Consider the following 19,166-nt stretch of genomic DNA (forward strand, 5'->3'; position numbering starts at 1 on the left):
TCCTGTGGGTGAAGGTTGAGGACGATGCCATGATTATGCACCGTGTCATGCGTCGTGCCGGTCGATGCCCGGGCCGATGCCCGCCTGGGGCGTATCCGGGCGGGCGGGGCGGTGGGCGCTGGTTCAGGGGGCTTCCAGCCGGCGCATCACCTCGCCGGCGATGGCCAGGCAGGCGGTCAGGCCCGGGGATTCGATGCCGTACAGGTTGACCAGGCCGGGGACGCCGTGCGCGCGGGCGCCCTGGATGACGAAGTCGGCGTCCTGGCCCGCGGGCACGGCCAGCTTGGGGCGGATGCCGGCGTAGCCCGGCTGCAGGGCTGCGTCCGGCAGTCCGGGCCAGTAGTGGCGGATCGCGGCGTAGAAGCCCTCGGCGCGGGCGGGGTCCACGGTGTAGTCGAGGGCGTCGATCCATTCGACGTCGGGGCCGAAGCGGGCCTGTCCGCCCAGGTCCAGGGTCAGGTGCACGCCCAGGCCGCCGGGCTCCGGGATCGGGTAGATCAGCCGGGAAAAGGGTGCGGCGCCCGACAGGGAATAGTAGTTGCCCTTGGCGTAGCGTCCGGGCGGGATCGAGGCGGCCGGAACGCCCACGATGGCGGCGGCGACGGTCTGCGCCTGCAGGCCGGCACAGTTGACGGTGCGGGTGGCCAGCAGCTCCATGGGCTCGTCGCCCCCGGTGCGCAGCAGGATGCCGGAGCCGTCGCCGAGCACCTGGCCGCCGGTGACGGGGGAGCGGAAGGCCAGCATGCCGCCGGCGGTCTCGAAATCGCCTTGCAGCGCCAGCATCAGGCCGTGGCTGTCGATGATGCCGGTGGACGGCGATTCCAGCGCGGCGATGCAATGCAGCGCGGGTTCCAGCGCCTGCGCCTGGCCGCGCTGCAGCCAGCGCAGGTCGTCCATGCCGTTGGCCGCCGCGGCCGCGCCGATGCGGCGCAGCGCCTCGACCTGCTCGTCCCGGGTGGCGACGATGAGCTTGCCGCAGCGCCGGTGGGGAATGCCGTGCGAGTCGCAGTAGGCGTACAGTGCCCGCCGCCCCTCGACGCACAGGCGGGCCTTGAGCGATCCGCGCGGATAGTAGATGCCCGCGTGGATGACTTCGCTGTTGCGTGAACTGGTGCCGGTGCCGATGGCGTGCTCGGCTTCGATCAGGATGGTTTCCCAGCCCGCGAGGGCGCAGGCGCGCGCCACCGCCAGGCCGACGACACCGGCTCCGATGACGACGCAGTCGACGCGATCCGTCATGGTGGTTTCCTTTCAGATGTATGAAGGAAAGTGTATCGCCGCTTTTCCGTTGCCGGTGCGGCTCTTGCCGTCCAGGCAGCTGTCTGCCGATCATAAATATCGCTTGCTATTAAATAGCGCGCTATATAAAATGTACCCATGGATCGCACCGACCTCCCCGCCAAGCCGCCCATCAGCCTCACGCTGGATGCCCAGCTCTGCTTTGCGCTGTATTCGGCGCAGCTGGCGATGGGCAAGATCTACCGCAAGCACCTGGCGGGCCTGGGCCTGACCTATCCGCAGTACCTGGTGATGCTGGTGCTGTGGGAAGCCGACGGGCCGACGGTCACGGCGCTGGGAGAACGCCTGTACCTGGACTCGGCCACGCTGACACCTTTGCTCAAGCGGCTGCAGGCCCTGGGCCTGCTGCGCCGCGAGCGCGCGGCCGACGACCAGCGCCAGGTACACGTGATGCTGACACCGGCCGGGCGCGAACTGTGGCGCCGCGCCGGCGCCGTCCCGCAAGGCGTGCTGTGCGCCACGGGTTGCTCACCCGACCACGCCCGGGTGCTGAAGGCCGAGCTGGAGGAATTGCGGGCGCACCTGCTGGCCGCGTCCGCCACCCTCGAAAACCGCGCGGCGCCGGACTAGGGCCTGTCCATCCGGATCAGGCCCAGGCCAGCCCGTTCACGGAACGCCGCCGATCGTGGTGCCGGCGGCGTCCCTGGAATCGCACCACAAGGAGTCCAAGCATGACAGTCGAAAACGTTCTCTACACCGCCCACGCCACCGCCACCGGTGGCCGCGAAGGCAGCGCCAAGTCGTCCGACGGCCGCCTGGCGATCAAGCTGTCCACGCCGAAGGAACTGGGCGGAGCCGGCGGCGACGGCACCAACCCCGAGCAACTGTTCGCCGCGGGCTATTCGGCGTGCTTCCTGGGCGCGCTGAAGCTGGTCGCCGGCAAGGACGGCGTGAAGCTGCCCGACGCGACCGAGGTGTCCGGTTCCGTGGGCATCGGTCCCATCCCCACCGGCTTCGGCATCGCCGTGGAACTGAAGATCTCCGCCCCCGGCGTGGATCGCGCCACGCTCGAAGGCCTGGTGCAGAAGGCGCACGTGGTGTGCCCCTACTCCAACGCCACGCGCAACAACGTGGACGTGAAGCTGACGGTGCAGTAAGCCCGCGGGCGCATGGGCGCCGCGGCGCTCATGCGGACTGACCTAGGTCATATGACCGTACGATGCATGTGGGTATGATCTTCCGGAGGGGCCGACGCCCCGCAAAGGGAGATTTCCATGTCATCGAATGCCGCGCCGCAGCCGGCGCCCGCCGCCTCGCGCAAGGCGCTGTCCGTGCTGTTCTCCAGCACGTTCGCCTTCACGATCTGTTTTGCCGTCTGGACGATGTTCTCGGTCCTGGGCGTGCCGCTCAAGACCGAGCTGAGCCTGAACGAAACCCAGTTCGGCCTGCTGATCGCCACGCCGGTGCTGACCGGTTCCCTGGTGCGCGTACCCCTGGGCATGCTGACGGACCGCTTCGGCGGCCGGATCGTGTTCGTGCTGGTGCTGCTGGTCTGCGTGCCGCCGCTGTACCTGATGTCGTATGCGACCACCTATGCCCAGTTCCTGGTGCTGGCCCTGTTCGTGGGTCTTGCGGGCGGGACGTTCTCGGTGGGCACCCCCTATGTGGCGCGCTGGTTCGCGCCGGAGCGCCGGGGCTTCGCCATGGGGGTGTTCGGCGCCGGCAATTCCGGATCCGCCCTGAACATGTTCGTGGCGCCGCTCGTCATCGGCGCGTTCGGCTGGACGATGCTGCCCCGGGCCTACGCGGCCCTGATGCTGGGCACCGCGGTGCTGTTCTGGCTGTTCAGCCATTCGGATCCGGCGCATCGGGCGCCGTCCGCCGTCGGCCTGCGCCAGCAGTTGAGCGTGCTGAAGGATCCCCGCGTCTGGCGCTACTGCCAGTATTACTCGGTGGTGTTCGGCGGCTACGTGGCGCTCGCCCTGTGGGCCACCAAATACTACGTGGCGGAATACGGCTTCGACCTGACGCTGGCGGCCTTCCTGGCGATGGTGTTTTCGCTGCCGGGCGGTGTGCTGCGCGCCCTGGGCGGCTGGTTTTCCGACCGCTTCGGCGCCTACGCGGTGACGTGGTGGGTGATGTGGGTCTGCTGGGTCTGCTTCTTCCTGCTGTCCTATCCGCAGACGCAGATGACGATCCAGACGCTGCAGGGGCCGGTGTCGCTGCATATCGGCCTGAATTCGACCGTGTTCACGATCCTGCTGTTCGTGGTCGGGGTGGCGATGGCCATCGGCAAGGCCTCGGTCTTCAAGTTCATCAGCGACGACTATTCGGACAACATCGGTGCCGTCTCGGGCGTGGTGGGCCTGGCGGGCGGCCTGGGCGGCTTCGTCCTGCCGATCCTGTTCGGCGCGCTGCTGGACATCACCGGCGTCTATTCCAGCGCCTTCATGCTGCTCTACGGCACGGTCTGCGTGTCGCTGGTGTTCATGCACTACTCGTACCAGCGCGCGCCGCGGGCAGGCACGGAGCTGACCGGGACGGTGTGACCGTGGCTGCGGGAGGCCGGCGCGGCCTCCCCTCCGGCTCGCCGGACTGTCGCTTCGGACAGACACTCGCGGGGCCGTGCGGATAAAGACATTACGAAAGTGGTGGGAAAAGTGGTGGCCGGAAATGCAGCTATGCTAGTGTGCTGCTCATCCGGCCCGCGCATCCGAGCGGGGCGGACGACACCCCTGATCGCCCCCTTATCCGAACACAGGTGCCCCATGGATATCGAACGCTTCAAGCAGCAGCATGTCCAGATTCTGCAGATCATTCATCGCATGCGTCAGCTGGCGGCGGCCGGTGTCGCGGAAAACGCCTCGGGGCTGGCGCGCGAGATCCGGCTGATGAAGTCCAAGGTCGCGCTGCATCTCTCGATCGAGAACGACATTCTCTATCCGCGCCTGGAAAAGCAGGCCGACGCGCAGGTGGCGCGCCTGGCGCGGGAATACCAGGAGGAAATGAAGACGCTGGCCAGCGGATTCGGCCATTTCGTCGAGCGCTGGGGCGCGGAGTCCGCGGTCGGGGGCGACCCGGAGGGCTTCCGGCGCGATTGCAACACGGTGCTCAAGGCGCTGCATCGGAGGATCCAGCGCGAGAACACCGAGTTCTATCCTCAGGTCGAGGCTTTGTGAGGCCTCAAGCCGGAACATCCCTCCACCTCGCGGCTTGCAAGCCGCTCGGATTCGACAGGCATGGAATAGCCCGCAGGGGCTCTCAAGCCGCAGCATCCCTCCACCTCGCGGCTTGCAGGCCGCTCGGATTCGACAGGCATGGAATAGCCCGCAGGGGCTCTCAAGCCGGAGCGTCTCTCCACGTCGCCACCTGCAGGTGGCTCCGATAATTCCGGCACGGGGCAGTCCGCAGGGACTGCTCCTGGCCTGTAGCATCCCTCCACCTCGCGGCTTGCAAGCCGCTCGGATTCGACAGGCATGGAATAGCCCGCAGGGGCTATTCCATGTCCTGTCTCATCCCCCACACCCTCCGCAGCAGTTGCCGTCTTCGCCGTGGACGGGCTTGAGGGCTTCGTAGCCGGCGTCCTGGACGGCGACCTGCAGGCGCTGGACGGAGACCTGGGCGGTGTCGAAAGTGACGGTGGCCTTTTCATCGGCCAGCGAGACCGTGACCTCGGAGACGCCGGGCACGGCGGCCAGGGCCCGGTCCACGGTGTCGGCGCAGGATGGGCCGCGCAGGCCGACCACGCGCAGGGTGGCGGTTTTCTGGGAAGAACGCTTCAGGGTTGCTGCTTCCATGGGGTCCTCGCGAACGGGGGAAGCCCTCGATGAGGGCAGGGTTATAGATCCATTTGAAATACATCTTCTAGGCCGGCTAGTATAGCAGGGCCGTCGCCTTTTCGTGCCATGCCCGTCGCCGCCCCCCTCCGCCGTATCGCGCACCTGGATATGGACGCCTTCTATGCGTCCGTGGAACTGCTGCGCCGCCCGGATCTGCGCGGCCAGGCGGTGGTGATCGGCGGGGGCGGCCCGCAGCCCATGGAAGGGAAATACCCGCGGCTAGGGGACTACGTCGGGCGCGGCGTGATCACGACGGCCACCTACGAGGCCCGCGCGCTGGGCGTGCATTCGGCCATGGGCCTGATGAAGGCCGCGCGCCTGGCGCCCGACGCCGTGCTGCTGCCGGTGGATTTTCCGGCCTATCGCCATTATTCCCGCCTGTTCAAGGCCGCCGTGGCGGCGATCGCCCCCCGCATCGAGGACCGCGGCATCGACGAGATCTACATCGACCTCACCGATCTGCCGCAGGAATCCGTCGAACTGGCCCGCGCCCTGAAGCGGGCGGTGCGCGAGGCCACGGGACTGAGCTGTTCGATCGGCATCTCGCCGAACAAGCTGCTGTCGAAGATCGCCTCGGACCTGGACAAGCCCGACGGCATCACGCTGATCGGTCCCGGCGACCTGGAGCGGCGCATCTGGCCGCTGCCGGTGTCACGGATCAACGGTATCGGCCCCAAGGCCACGCGCAGGCTGCGGGACCTGGGGATCGAGACGGTCGGCCAGCTGGCGCTGGCCGCGCCGGCGCTGCTGCAGCGCCATTTCGGGCTGGGCACGGCGCAGTGGCTGCTGGACGTGTCGCACGGCATCGACGACCGTCCGGTGGTGACGCAGTCCGAGCCCAAGTCCCTCAGCCGGGAGACGACGTTCGAGCGGGACCTGCACGTGCGCCGCGACCGGCCGCTGCTGTCGCGGATCTTCCTGGACCTGTGCGAGCGCCTGGCGGAAGACCTGGCGCGCAAGGGCGTGCGCGGGGCGACGGTGGGCATCAAGCTGCGTTTCGACGATTTCCGGGTGGTGACCCGCGACCTGACGCTGGACGCGGCGGTGGCGGATGCCGGGGCGATCCACCGGGCCGCCGGCCAGTGCCTGAAGCGGGTGCCGCTGGAGCGGCGCCTGAGGCTGCTGGGCGTGCGGGTCAGCAAGCTGGAGCCGGCGGGCGCGGGCGAGCGGCCGCAGCCGGTGCAGCTGGACCTGTACTGAGTCGTCCCTGAAAAATTCATTTGTCCTGTTTCAGGCCGAATTTCCGGCGATCCGAGGCCACGGATTTCGATAGGGCAGGCAGCCCACCGGATCAACCCAATCGCCTCTTGAGCCCATCATGGGCATCAGGCGTTGAATCTGACGACCAATCCACGCAATAAATCGGCACAAAAATAAAGGGCCGATGCCCTTGCGGGCAATCATGCGCAGCAGCCACTTGATATTGAAGCCTGCCGCGCACAACACCGCATGGATCGCATCACCCGTTTGGCCTTTCAAATGACAGCGATTCATTCCATGATCGCTTTTCAGATGCCCAATGACCGGCTCCACCGCCTGGCGCCGTTTAAGCATTCGGCGCTCCTGGTCGGTGAGACGTTTGAATTTGCCTCGGTGTTTAAGGCTATATTCCGGGATCTCGGCATCAACGCCTCGATAGCCCAGATCCGTGTAGACGGTCTGCGGAGCCACGTCCACCGCCTCCATCAGGATGCGGGACTGCTCCAACTGCTCGGCCAGTGTGTGGCCATCGTACGGATTGCCAGGGAAGCTGCGTGCTCCCACGATCAGATTCCCCTTCAAGGTGGTGACAATGCCCACCTTCACTCCAAACTCATAGGGCGTACGGGCCTTGCCCTTGCTGATGCACTCCACCTCATCGGCGTGCCAGCTGTAGACCTTGTCTTTTCCCTTCACCTTCGCGCCCCGACGGCTCTGAGCCGCGATCTTATGTGCGCGAGCCAATAACGGGTCCAAGGCGTCCTGGATGCTCTGCGCCAGCACTGTCTTGTTGCGCTCAATGTCACGCGCCAGACGGCCCAGAATCGTGCGCTGGCGCTTGATCGTCTTATGCATGCGCCGATACTGCTTGGCATGCGCATAGCGGCCCGCTTTCCTGGCCAGCTCCCGGCCTTCCTTGGCGTAGCTCTGCTTTAACGCAATGCCGTGCGCCTTGGCCGCGCAGGCGATCTTCTGGCGCGCCACCTCCAGCAAACGGCTGTCGGTGGGATGCGCCACCGCCTTGGCTTGCACGGTGCTGTCCACTATCACCGACTGCATCGCCGTGCGCTCGATCAGCCCCAGCTTGATGGCCACCACCAAAGTCTGCACCAGCAGCTCTTCGACGCCTTCCTCACCCAACAGCCCCCGGAATCGGCTGATGGCGCTGGGATCGCACGGCAGGCGATTCTCGAAATACTCCTGCCCCGAAAAATACTGCCAGGTGGGTGCATCGCTCCAGCGTTCGCAGACGCCTTCATCGCTCTCGTTGAAGGTGTGCTTCAGATACAGCAGCGAAATCATCAGCCGCATCGGCAGCCGGGGACGCCCCGCGTTTGAATGGCCGGCCCCTACCACGGCCATCGTCGGGCCAAACAGATCAATATCCTCAACCTGCCGGCCGGTGCGCACCTGACGCGCAAAACGGTGTGCGACAGCCGCCTCCAGTTCCTGCCAAGGAATATGCGTGGCAAGCACCGCCAGGGGTTTACGCAGATCAATCATCTGGTCCAGGCGGCTGCGGAAAAAATCGTCAATCTGGCTCATGCGGTTTCGGGGCAATCTCCCAGAAAATGAGCCCCAGCGGGCTGTTTTTGGGGGATTTGATAGTCTGGAGTGGCTTTATTTTACAATAAAATCAATGAGTTATTTATAATTCAGGGCCGATTACTGAGCGGCGGGCGTTCCGGGGTCGGGCGTCGTCGCGCGCCGGTGTCGCGCATCGGGCATCGGGCATCGGGAATCGTGCACCGTGCATCGCGCGCTGGCATCGGGAATTGGGCACCGGGAATCGAAATCGGCCGCAGTACGCCCGGCGGCCGGAAATCCGGACGTCGGAAATCACATCAGAAATCGTATTCGGGCTCGATGGCGTCGCCCGCCTGGAGCCAGGTCTCGCCCTCCGGCAAGGTGGCGATGGCGTTCATGCCGAACAGCACCCCCTGCTCGAACTGGCGGTGCCGCGCCAGCGTGCGGCCCGGTTCGGCCGCCGTGGCGCCCGTCAGCGGGTCCACGTTGGGAATGGGACAGCGGGCGCAGGCCTTGACGAAGGCGAAGCCGGTGCCGCCCGTGCGGAATCCGGCCAGGTGATCCTCGTCGTAGGGTTCCAGGCCCTGGAGCACGATGTTGGGGCGAAAGCGGATCATGTCCACCGGCGCGCCGCCCTGCGCGCCCAGCTGGCCGTTCAGTTCCTCCAGCGAATGCAGGTTGGCGACCAGGAAGGGGAAGCCGTCGGCGAAGGCGAAGGCGTGGCGCTCCACCGGCAGGAAGGACTGCGGCCAGTCGGGGTGGGTCTGGATCCAGCGGGTGACGTGCGGCACGCTGGCCAGGCGGTGTGCCCGGGGATGCAGGCGCAGCAGCCGGCAGGGCGCGCCGATGAACGCGCTCAGCCAGGCGGCGGCCTCGTCGCCCTGATCGGCGCCCAGGGTGGGCGTGCCCCAGATGGCGACCGGCACGGCCTCGGCCTGCTCGGGGGGCTGCGGCACGAAACAGTCGGCCTGGCCGGGCGCGCGCAGCCACAGGCCGTCGGCGACGGGTTCGGGGTGGATCAGCACCATGCGGGGATGCTGGCGCTGGGTCATGAAGACGCCCTGGGCGTCCACGACGACCCAGTGCCGGTCGAAGTCCAGGCCGGATTCGGTGACGCGGACGCGTTCGTGGGCGATGCCGGCGCAGGATTTGACGGGATAGCTGTACAGGCTGTGGATGGCCAGGCGCATGGAGGTCTGCCGGTGACGGAGAAAGGAGGACATTCTAAGGCGGGAATGCCGGCGGGAACGGTTTGCGGGAATACCGGTGGGAATACCGGTGGGAATGCCGGTGGGAATGCCGGTGGGCGTGTCGGCGGGAACGGATTGCGCGAATGGCGGCCCGCCGGGCTCCTGCGATGCCCGTGAAGGTATGGCTGCGCCGGCCGGCGCAGCTCGCGCGCGGCCCGCCGCCCGTTCGTACAGGCCTGAAATGCCGTAGCATGCAGGATTCGCCGGATCCCGCGCGCACCCGGGCGCGGCCTTTCGCGGCGCGCGTTGAAAGCAGGAGATCCCATGCCCTTGAAAGACATTCTGGCCGCCCTGGTCGTCATCGTGGTGTGGGGCGCCAATTTCGTCGTCATCAAAGTGGGCGTGGACGAGATCCCGCCGATGCTGCTGGGTGCCCTGCGCTTCCTGTTCGTGGCGTTCCCGGCGGTGTTCTTCGTGCCCCGGCCGGCGGTGCACTGGCGCTACGTCGTCGGCTATGGGCTGACCATCTGCCTGGGCCAGTTCGTCTTCCTGTTCCTGGCGATCTACCTGGGCATGCCGGCCGGCCTGGCGTCCCTGGTGCTGCAGGCGCAGGCCTTCTTCACGGTGGCGATCGCCGCGCTGGTGCTGCGCGAGGCCGTCCGCCCGCACCACGTCCTGGGCATCGGCCTGGCCGCCGCCGGGCTGGCGCTGCTGGACCTGGGCGCGGGGGGCGAGACGGCGGTGCCGCTGGCCGGCTTCCTGCTGACCCTGGCGGCGGCCTTCAGCTGGGCCTCGGGCAATGTGGTGCTGAAGTGTGCGGGACCGGTGCGCATGCTGCCGATGGTGGTGTGGGGCGCCCTGCTGCCGCCGCTCCCGTTCCTGCTGCTGTCGGCCGTCTTCGAGGGGCCGGACCGGATCGTGGACAGCCTGATCCACATCAGCTGGCGCGCGGTGGGGGCGGTGGCCTATCTGTCGGGGATTGCGACACTGATCGGCTATGTGCTGTGGGGGCGGCTGCTGGCCCGCCACCCGGTCGCCCGCATCGCGCCGCTCAGCCTGCTGATCCCGGTGGTCGGGCTGCTGTGCGCCGACTGGTTCCTGGGAGAGCGGCTGGGCCCGCTGCAGTGGGTGGGCGGACTTGTGGTGCTGATCGGACTGGCGGTGAACCTGTTTGGCGCTGGACCGCTCCGAGCCAAACGGCGCCCCCTTGGGGGGTAGCAAGCCGAAGGCGCAGCGTGGGGGCATTTTTTGGCCGCAGGGCCGTCCCAAGGCGAAAAGCGCCCCCTCGGGGGGCAGCAAGCCGAAGGCGCGGCGTGGGGGCTTTTTTGGGGGGACGCTGGGCCGCGAAGGTCCGGGAAGCCTTGCGTCCGTCTTAGAATATCGGTTTGCGCGGCGCCGTGCCGCCGGGACTTCGTTTTTCAGGAATCTGCACTCATGTCGATCGATCGCGCCGGGCTCAACGCCCTGATGGAAATCACCTCGCGTCCGGAGCTGGTCTTCGTCCGAGGCCAGGGATCCTGGCTGGAAGACCACACCGGCAAGCGCTATCTGGATTTCATCCAGGGCTGGGCCGTGAACTGCCTGGGCCACAACCATCCGGCCATGATCGAGGCCCTGACCCGCCAGTCGCAGCAGCTGATCAATCCCTCGCCGGCCTTCTACAACCAGCCGTCCATCGACCTGGCCGTGCGCATCGTCGAATCCTCCTGCTTCGACCGCGTGTTCTTCGCCAACAGCGGGGCCGAGGCCAACGAAGGCGCCATCAAGCTCGCCCGCAAGTGGGGCCAGCTGCATCGCAAGGGCGCCTACAAGATCATCACCTTCGACCACAGCTTCCACGGCCGCACGCTGGCGACCATGTCGGCCTCCGGCAAGGCCGGCTGGGACACGAAATTCGCGCCGCAGGTCGAAGGCTTCCCCAAGGCCGAGCTGAACGACCTGGATTCGGTGCGCGCGCTGATCGACGATCAGACGGTCGCCGTGATGCTGGAGCCGGTGCAGGGCGAGGCGGGCGTGATCCCCGCGACGCGCGAATTCCTGCAGGACCTGCGCGCGCTGACCCGCGAGCGCGGCCTGCTGCTGATCGTGGACGAGGTCCAGAGCGGCATGGGCCGCACGGGGCGGATGTACGCCTACCAGCACGCGGGCATCGAGCCCGACATCATGACGCTGGGCAAGGGCATCGGCGGCGGCGTGCCGCTGTCGGCGCTGTGCGCGCGCGAAGCCGTCTGCTGCTTCGAGCACGGCGACCAGGGCGGCACCTACAACGGCAATCCGCTGATGACGGCGGTGGGCGTGGCGATCTTCGACACGCTGTCGGCGCCCGGCTTCCTGGACGAGGTCAACGCCCGCGGACGCCAGCTGTCGGCCGGCCTGATGGCGCTGTCGGACAAATGGGGCATGAAGGGCGAGCGCGGCCAGGGCCTGCTGCGCGCGCTGGTGATGGACCGCGACGACGGCCCGGCGCTGGTCCTGGCCGCGCGCGAGCGCACCCCCGAAGGCCTGCTGCTGAACGCGCCGCGCGGCAACCTGCTGCGCTTCATGCCGGCCCTGAACGTGACGGCCGACGAGATCGACACCATGCTCGCCTGGCTGGACGACCTGATCACGAAGGCGCGCGCCTGAGCCGGGGCTCTTCGGCGATTCTTCCCCATTCCGCCCGCGAACCCGCCCGCCTCTTGCGCAGGGCGTGTCCGCGGCGGCACACGCTTCAGGCCGACAGCAGGCGGTTCAGCTGGAGCAGGCGTTCGCGGCCCAGCCGCTCGCGCATGGGCAGGCGGGGGCGGCCCGGGGGCGGGTCGGCGGCATCGAGTTCGGCGATCGCCCGGCGGATCTGCGTTTCGTGCGCCGGCCACCAGGCCGCCAGTTTGCGATCCGGCGTCAGCGCGGACAGGCCCAGGCGGCGCAGTTCGGAGCGGTTGAAGTCCTTCAGGTTCAGCGTCAGGATTTCCACCGGACTGCCGGGATGCCGTTCACGCATTTCCCGGGCGACGGCGACGACGTGCCAGTCCTTGGGATCGCTGTAGCGCAGCCCCTGTTCGTATTGATCGGCTCCATGCGCCATGGCGCCGGGAAAGGCGGACTGCATGGCGTCCCAGTCCGCTTGCAGGCTTGCGGCGGGGATGTCCCAGATGCGCCGGGCGTTGCGCCGCCATTCGTCGCCGATGCGTTCGCTCCAGGCGGGCTGGAAAACGCCGTGCGCGCCCAGCGCCAGCATCAGGCGGCGCTGCAGGCCGGACATCATGACGCAGGCGTCGAGGACCAGGATGGCGGGCGGAGTCAATTCAGCCACGCCAGCGCGCCCTTGGCCGCGGCGCGGCCCCCGGCGAAGCAGGCGGTCAGCAGATAGCCGCCGGTGGGCGCGTCCCAGTCCAGCATCTCGCCCGCGCAGAAGACGCCTGGCAGGGCGAGCAGCATCAGCCGTTCATCCATCGCCTGAGGGCGGACACCGCCCGCCGTGCTGATGGCTTCGTCCATGGGGCGCATGCCGGTCAGCCGCACGGGCAGCCGTTTGATCGCCGCCGCCAGCCGGACGGGATCGGCGTAGTCGTCCCCGCCCAGGCATTCCCGCAGCAGGCCGGTCTTGGCCCCGTGCAGGTTCAGGCGCGAGCGCAGATGGCTGGACAAGGACTTGGCGCCGCGCGGATACATGACCTGCCCGGCCACCCAGGCGGCATCGCGGTCGGGCAGCAGATCGATGGCCAGCACGGCCTCGCCGGTGCGGTCCAGCGCCTGGCGCAGGTCCGGGGACAAGGCGTAGACCAGCCCGCCTTCCAGGCCGTCCCGGGTCAACATGATTTCGCCGCGCCGCAAGGGGGCGTTCGCGCCGACGTCCGCCGAGGCCGTTTCGCGTACGCATGCGGCGACCGATTTCAGGGGCTCGCCCGCGTAGCGTTCCTGGAAATGCGCGCTCCAGTCCGCGCGAAATCCGCAGTTGGCGGGCCGCAGCGGCGCGACGTCCACGCCTTTTTCCGCCAGCATGGGCGCCCATGCGCCGTCCGATCCCAGGCGGGACCAGCTGCCGCCGCCCAAGGCCAGGATGACGGCATCCGCCTTGACCCGCGTTTCGCCCGCCGGCGTGGAGAAGCGCAGCCGGCCGGATTCATCCCATCCCGTCCAGCGATGGCGCGCGTGGATGCGCACGCCTTGTCCGCGCAGGCGATGCAGCCAGGCGCGCAGCAGCGGCGCGGCTTTCATCGCGGCGGGAAAGACTCGCCCCGAAGTGCCGACGAACGTGTCCACCCGCAGGCCTTGCGCCCAGTCGCGCAAGGCCTGCGGGCCGAAATCGGCCAGCCAGGATGCCACCCAGGGCGCGTGTTCGCGGTAGCGCGACAGGAATGCGGGCAGGGGTTCGCCATGGGTCAGGTTGAGCCCGCCGCGCCCGGCCAGCAGGAATTTGCGGCCCACCGAGGGCATGGCGTCGTAGAGATCGACGCGCGCACCCGCCGTCGCCAGTGTTTCAGCCGCCATCAGTCCGGCCGGGCCGCCGCCGATCACGGCGATCGGATTCGATTGCACAGGAGTCGTCCTTGAAAACCCGCGTCGCGCATGCCGGCGGGGGATGGGCGGGATTGTAGGAGATGCGGCCGGAGCGTGCGTCGCGCGACCGCTTGCCAGCGGCCCGCGCTTGACGCAGAATTCCAGGGTTGTTCTTCAGTGTACTGAATAAAATATGATGAATAAATTCCCCGAGGAGACCGCGATGTCCACACGCACCGTCCCGCCGTTCCGCGCCGACCACGTCGGCAGCTTTTTGCGGCCCGTCTATCTGCTGGAGGCGCGCGAGCGCCATGCCCGGGGCGAGATCGACGCCGCCGCCCTGCGCGCCGTCGAGGACCGCGCCATTACCGAGATCGTGCGGTTCCAGGAGGACATCGGCCTGAAATCGGTGACGGACGGCGAGTTCCGCCGCACGTACTTCCACCTCGATTTCCTGCGCCAGCTCGATGGCGTGACCACCGACGATCCCAAGGTGGTGACCGGACCCGACGGCAAGGAGCACCTGGCGCCGCCGTCGATCCTCGTGACCGGCAAGGTGCGTCATGCGCGCGACATCCAGCGCGCCGATTTCGAGTACCTGGCGAGCCAGGTCTCGGCGGGCCACACGCCCAAGGTCACCATCCCCTCGCCCACCATGCTGCATTTCCGCGGCGGGCGCGCCGGCATCGACGCCGTGGCCTATCCCGAGCTCGACCCCGATTTCTACGAGGACGTGGCCGAGGCCTACGGCCAGGAACTGCGCAGCCTGTACGACGCCGGCTGCCGCTACGTGCAGATGGACGACACCAACCTGGCCTATCTGTGCGACGGACGCATGCGCGAGGCGGCCAAGGCGCGCGGCGACGACCCGAACGAACTGCCGCACCGCTACGCCCGCTTCATCAACCGGGTGGTGGCGCGCAAGCCCGAGGGCATGGTGCTGGCCATGCACCTGTGCCGCGGCAATTTCAAGAGCACCTACGCGGCCGAGGGCAACTACGAGCCGGTGGCCGAAGCCCTGCTGTCGGAAATGCACCTGGACGCGTATTTCATGGAATACGACGACGATCGCAGCGGCGACTTCCGGCCCCTGCGCTTCCTGCCGGCCGGCAAGATCGTGGTGCTGGGCCTGGTCACGACCAAGTTCGGCGCGCTGGAGTCCAAGGACGACCTCAAGCGCCGCATCGACGAGGCGGCGAAGCACGCCCCCCTGGAGCAGCTCGCCCTCTCGCCGCAATGCGGCTTTTCGAGCACGGTGCACGGCAACAACGTGGCCGTCGAGGACCAGCGCGCCAAGCTGCGGCTGGTGGTCGAGACCGCCCGCGAGGTCTGGGGCGACGCCTGAGCCCCGGGGGATGCGTCCGCCGCGGGGTGGGCCGCGGCCGTGCGCCCGGTCCTGCGGCCCGATCCTCTGAAATCCCCAGAAAGAAAAACGCCCCGGTCCAAAAGAAACCGGGGCGTTTCCCTTCATGCGGCTGGAAGGACGGTCAGGCCTTCGCGGCCAGTTCCGCCTTCTTCACCTGGCGCCAGTGGTGCAGCAGCGGCTCGGTGTAGCCGTTGGGCTGCTCCAGGCCCTTGAAGATCAGGTCGCTGGCGGCCTTGAAGGCGCAGGACGTGTCGAAATGGCCGTCCATCGGCTCGTAGGCGGGGTCGCCGGCGTTCTGCTTGTCCACCACCGCGGCCATGCGGCGCAGGGTTTCCTCGACCTGCGCGCGGGTGGCCACGCCGTGCAGCAGCCAGTTGGCGATGTGCTGGCTGGAGATCCGCAGCGTGGCGCGGTCTTCCATCAGGCCCACGTCGTGGATGTCGGGGACTTTCGAGCAGCCCACGCCCTGGTCGATCCAGCGCACCACGTAGCCCAGGATGCCCTGGCAGTTGTTGTCCAGCTCCTGCTGGATCTGCTTGGGCGTCCAGGTGGGCGCGGCGGTGACCGGCACGGTCAGGATGCGGTCGGTGTAGTCTTCGTGGCGGCTTTCCAGGGACTTCTGCACTTCGACCACGTCGACCTGGTGGTAGTGCAGGGCGTGCAGGGTGGCGGCGGTGGGGGACGGCACCCAGGCGGTGTTGCCGCCGGCCTTGAGCTGGCTGACCTTCTGCTCCAGCATCGCGGCCATCAGGTCGGGCATCGCCCACATGCCCTTGCCGATCTGCGCGTGGCCGCGCAGGCCGCATTCCAGGCCGGTCTGCACGTTGTTCAGTTCGTAGGCCTGGATCCAGGCCTGGGCCTTCATGTCGTGCTTGCGCACCATGACGCCCGCGCGCATGGACGTATGCAGTTCGTCGCCGGTGCGGTCCAGGAAGCCGGTGTTGATGAACACCACGCGCTCGGTGGCGGCGGCGATGCAGGCCTTGAGGTTGACGCTGGTGCGGCGTTCCTCGTCCATGATGCCCATCTTGATCGTGTTGGGCGCCAGGCCCAGCAGCTGCTCGACGCGGCCGAAGATCTCGCTGGCGAAGGCGACTTCGTCGGGGCCGTGCATCTTCGGCTTGACGATGTAGATCGAGCCGGTGCGGGAGTTCTTGCGCGCCTTCAGGTCGTGGATGGCGATCAGCGAGGTGCAGACGGCGTCCAGGATGCCTTCGGGCACTTCGCGCCCGTCGCGGTCCAGGATGGCCGGGTTGGTCATCAGGTGGCCGACGTTGCGCACGAACATCAGCGAACGGCCGTGCAGGCGGGCGGCGGAGCCGTCGCGCGCGGTGTATTCGCGGTCCGGGTTCAGGCGGCGGGTGAGGGTCTTGCCGCCCTTGACCAGGTCCTCGGACAGGTCGCCCTTCATCAGGCCCAGCCAGTTGCGGTAGGCGAGGACCTTGTCGTCCGCGTCCACGGCGGCGACGGAGTCCTCGCAGTCCATGATGGTGGTGAGGGCCGCTTCGACGACCACGTCCTTGATGTGGGCGGCGTCGGTCCTGCCGATGGGATGGTCCGCGTCGAACTGGATCTCGATGTGCAGGCCGTGGTGGCGCAGGACCAGGGCCTGCGGCGCGGCGGCGTCGCCGCGGTGGCCCAGGAAGGCGCCGTCGTCGGCCAGGCTGGTGGCGGTGCCGTCCTTCAGCGTGACGCGCAGGCCGCCCTGGACGACGGCGTAGGCCGTGGCGTCGGCGTGCGAGCCCCGCGCCAGGGGGAAGCTGTCGTCCAGGAAGCGGCGCGCGAAGGCGATGACGCGCGCGCCGCGCACCGGGTTGTAGCCGCCGGCGCGTTCGGCGCCGTCGGTCTCGGGGATCGCGTCGGTGCCGTACAGGGCGTCGTACAGGCTGCCCCAGCGCGCGTTGGCGGCGTTCAGGGCGTAGCGGGCGTTCATCACCGGCACGACCAGCTGCGGGCCGGCCTGGGCGGTGATTTCGGTGTCGACGTGGGCGGTGGTGACGGCGACCTGGGCGGGGGCGTCCTTCAGGTAGCCGATGTCCTTCAGGAAGGCGCGGTAGGCGGCCGGGTCGGCGATGGGGCCGGGATGCCGGGCGTACCAGTCGTCCAGCGCGGCCTGGAGGCGGTCGCGTTCGGCCAGCAGGGCGCGGTTCCGCGGGGCGAGGTCATGGATGATCGCCGACAGGCCTTCCCAGAAGGCGGCCGGCTGTACACCCGTGCCCGGCAGGGCCTCCTGTTCGAGGAAGCGGTGCAGCGAGGCGGCGATCTGGAGTCCATGGCTGGAGATGCGATCGGTCATGATGGTCCTTGGATGAGCTGGAAGTCAATCTTGGATTATAGGCAGTCTTCTATAAGAGTTAAAGGGCGTCCGCAGGCCGGCGGCGGGCCGGCATGCGTACGCAAGTGCCTGTCGCGCAAAAGAAAACGCCCGCTTCCTGGGAAGCGGGCGGGCTATATGCCGGTCCGGATAGTGCTTATTTTTCCGGCACCTGGGCGATGTGCAGCAGGTTGGTGCTGCCGCTGCGCCCGAACGGCAGGCCGGCGATCACGATCAGCGTGTCGCCCGCCTCGGCCAGCCCGGCCTGGCGCGCGGCGGCGGTGGCCCGGTCGATCATTTCGGTCGATTCGCGCAGCTGCTCGGGGAAGTGGACCGGGCGCACGCCCCAGGCCAGGGCCAGGCGGCGGGCGGTTTCCGGCTGCGAGGTCAGGGCCAGGATCGGCGTGGAGGGGCGCTCGCGGCTGGCGCGCAGGGCGCTGAAGCCCGAGGCCGTGTAGGCCACCGTCGCGGCCGGCTCCAGCAGGCCCGCGACGCGGCGCAGGGCGCAGCAGATGGCGTCCGGGATGTTGGCTTCGGCCGGGCTGTGGCTGGCCTCCAGGCCGGCGCGCCAGGAAGGGTCGGACTCGACCTCGCGGATGATGTGCTCCATGATGGTGACCGCCTCGACCGGATACTGGCCGGAGGCCGATTCGGCCGACAGCATGACGGCGTCGGCGCCGCTGTAGACGGCGGTGGCGACGTCCGAGGCCTCGGCGCGGGTGGGCACGGGCGCGGTGATCATGGATTCCAGCATCTGGGTGGCCACCACGACGGGCTTGCCGGCGGCGCGCGCGCGGCGCACGATGCGCTGCTGCAGGATGGGCACGCGCTGCGGGGGCAGTTCCACGCCCAGGTCGCCGCGCGCCACCATGATGCCGTCGGCCTGCGCCACGATGGCGTCCAGGTGCTCGATGGCGGCGGGCTTTTCCAGCTTGGCCATGATCCAGGCGCGGTTGCCGATCAGGCCGCGCGCCTCGACGATGTCCTCCGGGCGCTGCACGAAGGACAGGGCGACCCAGTCCACGCCCAGCGACAGGCCGAATGCTAGGTCGGCGCGGTCCTTGGGCGTGAGCGGGGAGATGGGCAGGATGACGCCGGGCACGTTGACGCCCTTGCGGTCCGACAGCGGGCCGCCCACCATGACGGTGGTCTCGGCGAAGTCCGGACCATGGCGGTCCACGCGCAGTCGCAGCTTGCCGTCGTCCAGCAGCAGGTCGGTGCCGTCCTCCAGGGCGGCGAAGATTTCCGGGTGCGGCAGGTTGGCGCGCGCGGCGTCGCCCTCGGCGGGGTCCAGGTCCAGGCGGAAGGACTGGCCCGCTGCCAGGACGGCCTTGCCTCCGGCGATCCGACCCACGCGCAGCTTGGGTCCCTGCAGGTCCATCAGGATGCCGATGGGATGGCCCAGTTCCTGCTCGACCTGGCGGATGAGGCGGTGGCGTTCGGCGTGGTCCTCGTGCGATCCATGGCTGAAGTTCAGGCGGAACACGTTGGCGCCGGCCTGGGCCAGGGCGCGGATCTGCTCAAAGGTGGAGCTGGCCGGCCCCAGGGTGGCCAGGATGCGGGCGCGACGGTCGGCCTTCATGCCTGGGCTCCCGCGTAGAGGTGGTCGGCGCCGTCCAGGGCGGCGACGCCGGCGCGGGCCACCTGGGCGTCCTGCCCGGCCTGCACGCCGGACACGCCGACCGCGCCGATGACGCTGCCGTCGAAATAGATGGGTTCGCCGCCTTCCAGGGGCACGACCGGCATGGACAGGGCGGCGATGCGGCCCTGGTTGACCATGTCCTCGTAGACCTTGCTGGGCTTGCCGCTGAGGACGCAGGCGCGGGCCTTTTCCGGCGCGATCTGGGCGCTCATGAGGGGTGCGCCGTCCATGCGCTGCAGCCACAGGGCGTGGCCGCCGGCGTCGCACAGGGCGATGCTGACGTTCCAGCCGCTGCGGCGGGCCTCGGCTTCGGCGGCGGCCGCCATGCGGCGCGCGTCTTCCAGTGTCAGGACTCGGAGGGTCTTCATGT

The 19,166-nt window shown here is 68.5% G+C and carries 17 protein-coding genes; 8 read left to right on the forward strand and 9 right to left on the reverse strand.

Annotated features, from left to right (window positions below):
- Positions 1-123 precede the first annotated feature (123 nt).
- Entirely contained in the window at positions 124-1,239 is a 1,116-nt protein-coding gene (locus BN940_RS00970; protein ID WP_043679170.1) for an NAD(P)/FAD-dependent oxidoreductase, read from the reverse strand.
- A 138-nt stretch (positions 1,240-1,377) separates the two neighbouring features.
- Here BN940_RS00970 and BN940_RS00975 point away from each other — a divergent pair, with 138 nt between their 5' ends.
- From BN940_RS00975 to BN940_RS00990, 4 genes are all read left to right on the forward strand, one after another.
- Complete coding sequence (locus BN940_RS00975) at positions 1,378-1,869, forward strand: MarR family winged helix-turn-helix transcriptional regulator (protein WP_043679173.1); 492 nt, start codon at positions 1,378-1,380, stop codon at positions 1,867-1,869.
- A gap of 101 nt (positions 1,870-1,970) precedes the next feature.
- Complete coding sequence (locus BN940_RS00980; RefSeq protein WP_043679176.1) at positions 1,971-2,396, forward strand: organic hydroperoxide resistance protein; 426 nt, start codon at positions 1,971-1,973, stop codon at positions 2,394-2,396.
- 117 nt (positions 2,397-2,513) lie between these two features.
- Positions 2,514-3,788 (forward strand): MFS transporter, encoded by a 1,275-nt coding sequence (locus tag BN940_RS00985; RefSeq protein ID WP_052355502.1) that lies wholly within the window; start codon positions 2,514-2,516, stop codon positions 3,786-3,788.
- A gap of 219 nt (positions 3,789-4,007) precedes the next feature.
- Positions 4,008-4,418 (forward strand): hemerythrin domain-containing protein, encoded by a 411-nt coding sequence (locus tag BN940_RS00990; protein ID WP_043679179.1) that lies wholly within the window; start codon positions 4,008-4,010, stop codon positions 4,416-4,418.
- 333 nt (positions 4,419-4,751) lie between these two features.
- On the opposite strand, the gene BN940_RS00995 is transcribed toward BN940_RS00990, so the two are convergent.
- A complete protein-coding gene (locus BN940_RS00995; RefSeq protein ID WP_052355503.1) occupies positions 4,752-5,036 on the reverse strand; it encodes a heavy-metal-associated domain-containing protein in 285 nt (94 codons plus the stop codon).
- Between the two features lie 108 nt (positions 5,037-5,144).
- On the opposite strand from BN940_RS00995, the gene dinB reads away from it, so the two are divergent.
- Complete coding sequence (gene dinB / locus BN940_RS01000; RefSeq protein WP_043679183.1) at positions 5,145-6,278, forward strand: DNA polymerase IV; 1,134 nt, start codon at positions 5,145-5,147, stop codon at positions 6,276-6,278.
- A 30-nt stretch (positions 6,279-6,308) separates the two neighbouring features.
- Here the strand turns inward: dinB and BN940_RS01005 are convergent, their stop codons facing one another.
- Together BN940_RS01005 and BN940_RS01010 are read right to left on the reverse strand one after the other, a co-directional pair.
- On the reverse strand, positions 6,309-7,823 hold the full coding sequence (locus BN940_RS01005; protein ID WP_148304855.1) for an IS5 family transposase: 1,515 nt from the start codon (positions 7,821-7,823) through the stop codon (positions 6,309-6,311).
- 299 nt (positions 7,824-8,122) lie between these two features.
- Positions 8,123-9,028: an MOSC domain-containing protein gene (locus BN940_RS01010; protein ID WP_084330437.1), complete on the reverse strand. Its 906-nt coding sequence runs from the start codon at positions 9,026-9,028 to the stop codon at positions 8,123-8,125.
- A gap of 291 nt (positions 9,029-9,319) precedes the next feature.
- Here BN940_RS01010 and BN940_RS01015 point away from each other — a divergent pair, with 291 nt between their 5' ends.
- Together BN940_RS01015 and BN940_RS01020 are read left to right on the forward strand one after the other, a co-directional pair.
- Entirely contained in the window at positions 9,320-10,213 is an 894-nt protein-coding gene (locus tag BN940_RS01015) for an EamA family transporter (RefSeq protein WP_043679188.1), read from the forward strand.
- Positions 10,214-10,429: 216 nt separating this feature from the next.
- Positions 10,430-11,620, forward strand: a complete 1,191-nt coding sequence (locus BN940_RS01020) for an acetylornithine transaminase (protein WP_043679190.1) — start codon at positions 10,430-10,432, stop codon at positions 11,618-11,620.
- A gap of 85 nt (positions 11,621-11,705) precedes the next feature.
- Here the strand turns inward: BN940_RS01020 and BN940_RS01025 are convergent, their stop codons facing one another.
- A complete protein-coding gene (locus BN940_RS01025; protein ID WP_410171337.1) occupies positions 11,706-12,236 on the reverse strand; it encodes a PIN domain-containing protein in 531 nt (176 codons plus the stop codon).
- A gap of 38 nt (positions 12,237-12,274) precedes the next feature.
- On the reverse strand, positions 12,275-13,513 hold the full coding sequence (locus tag BN940_RS01030; protein WP_043679193.1) for a TIGR03862 family flavoprotein: 1,239 nt from the start codon (positions 13,511-13,513) through the stop codon (positions 12,275-12,277).
- A 184-nt stretch (positions 13,514-13,697) separates the two neighbouring features.
- Between BN940_RS01030 and BN940_RS01035 the strand changes: the two genes are divergently transcribed.
- Positions 13,698-14,819, forward strand: a complete 1,122-nt coding sequence (locus BN940_RS01035; protein WP_043679195.1) for a 5-methyltetrahydropteroyltriglutamate--homocysteine S-methyltransferase — start codon at positions 13,698-13,700, stop codon at positions 14,817-14,819.
- Between the two features lie 142 nt (positions 14,820-14,961).
- On the opposite strand, the gene BN940_RS01040 is transcribed toward BN940_RS01035, so the two are convergent.
- From BN940_RS01040 to BN940_RS01050, 3 genes are all read right to left on the reverse strand, one after another.
- Positions 14,962-17,136, reverse strand: coding sequence for a malate synthase G (locus BN940_RS01040; protein WP_043679196.1), 2,175 nt, complete (start codon positions 17,134-17,136; stop codon positions 14,962-14,964).
- Positions 17,137-17,311: 175 nt separating this feature from the next.
- On the reverse strand, positions 17,312-18,736 hold the full coding sequence (gene pyk / locus BN940_RS01045; protein WP_043679198.1) for a pyruvate kinase: 1,425 nt from the start codon (positions 18,734-18,736) through the stop codon (positions 17,312-17,314).
- On the reverse strand, positions 18,733-19,164 hold the full coding sequence (locus tag BN940_RS01050) for a GlcG/HbpS family heme-binding protein (RefSeq protein ID WP_043679199.1): 432 nt from the start codon (positions 19,162-19,164) through the stop codon (positions 18,733-18,735). Before BN940_RS01050 ends, pyk begins: the two co-directional genes overlap by 4 nt.
- Positions 19,165-19,166: the final 2 nt, after the last annotated feature.

It is taken from the genome of Castellaniella defragrans 65Phen (assembly GCF_000612685.1).
Lineage (GTDB): Bacteria > Pseudomonadota > Gammaproteobacteria > Burkholderiales > Burkholderiaceae_B > Castellaniella > Castellaniella defragrans.

What these genes read in the sequence shown, in the direction of transcription:
- BN940_RS00995 (WP_052355503.1), bottom strand. Translation starts at nt 5,036, where the DNA reads ATGGAAGCAGCAACCCTGAAGCGTTCTTCCCAGAAAACCGCCACCCTG.
- BN940_RS01010 (WP_084330437.1), bottom strand. Translation starts at nt 9,028, where the DNA reads ATGTCCTCCTTTCTCCGTCACCGGCAGACCTCCATGCGCCTGGCCATC.
- BN940_RS01035 (WP_043679195.1), top strand. Translation starts at nt 13,698, where the DNA reads ATGTCCACACGCACCGTCCCGCCGTTCCGCGCCGACCACGTCGGCAGC.
- BN940_RS01020 (WP_043679190.1), top strand. Translation starts at nt 10,430, where the DNA reads ATGTCGATCGATCGCGCCGGGCTCAACGCCCTGATGGAAATCACCTCG.
- BN940_RS00975 (WP_043679173.1), top strand. Translation starts at nt 1,378, where the DNA reads ATGGATCGCACCGACCTCCCCGCCAAGCCGCCCATCAGCCTCACGCTG.
- dinB (WP_043679183.1), top strand. Translation starts at nt 5,145, where the DNA reads ATGCCCGTCGCCGCCCCCCTCCGCCGTATCGCGCACCTGGATATGGAC.
- BN940_RS00985 (WP_052355502.1), top strand. Translation starts at nt 2,514, where the DNA reads ATGTCATCGAATGCCGCGCCGCAGCCGGCGCCCGCCGCCTCGCGCAAG.
- BN940_RS01050 (WP_043679199.1), bottom strand. Translation starts at nt 19,164, where the DNA reads ATGAAGACCCTCCGAGTCCTGACACTGGAAGACGCGCGCCGCATGGCG.
- BN940_RS01025 (WP_410171337.1), bottom strand. Translation starts at nt 12,236, where the DNA reads ATGTCCGGCCTGCAGCGCCGCCTGATGCTGGCGCTGGGCGCGCACGGC.
- BN940_RS01015 (WP_043679188.1), top strand. Translation starts at nt 9,320, where the DNA reads ATGCCCTTGAAAGACATTCTGGCCGCCCTGGTCGTCATCGTGGTGTGG.
- BN940_RS01040 (WP_043679196.1), bottom strand. Translation starts at nt 17,136, where the DNA reads ATGACCGATCGCATCTCCAGCCATGGACTCCAGATCGCCGCCTCGCTG.
- BN940_RS00980 (WP_043679176.1), top strand. Translation starts at nt 1,971, where the DNA reads ATGACAGTCGAAAACGTTCTCTACACCGCCCACGCCACCGCCACCGGT.
- BN940_RS01005 (WP_148304855.1), bottom strand. Translation starts at nt 7,823, where the DNA reads ATGAGCCAGATTGACGATTTTTTCCGCAGCCGCCTGGACCAGATGATT.
- BN940_RS00990 (WP_043679179.1), top strand. Translation starts at nt 4,008, where the DNA reads ATGGATATCGAACGCTTCAAGCAGCAGCATGTCCAGATTCTGCAGATC.
- BN940_RS00970 (WP_043679170.1), bottom strand. Translation starts at nt 1,239, where the DNA reads ATGACGGATCGCGTCGACTGCGTCGTCATCGGAGCCGGTGTCGTCGGC.
- pyk (WP_043679198.1), bottom strand. Translation starts at nt 18,736, where the DNA reads ATGAAGGCCGACCGTCGCGCCCGCATCCTGGCCACCCTGGGGCCGGCC.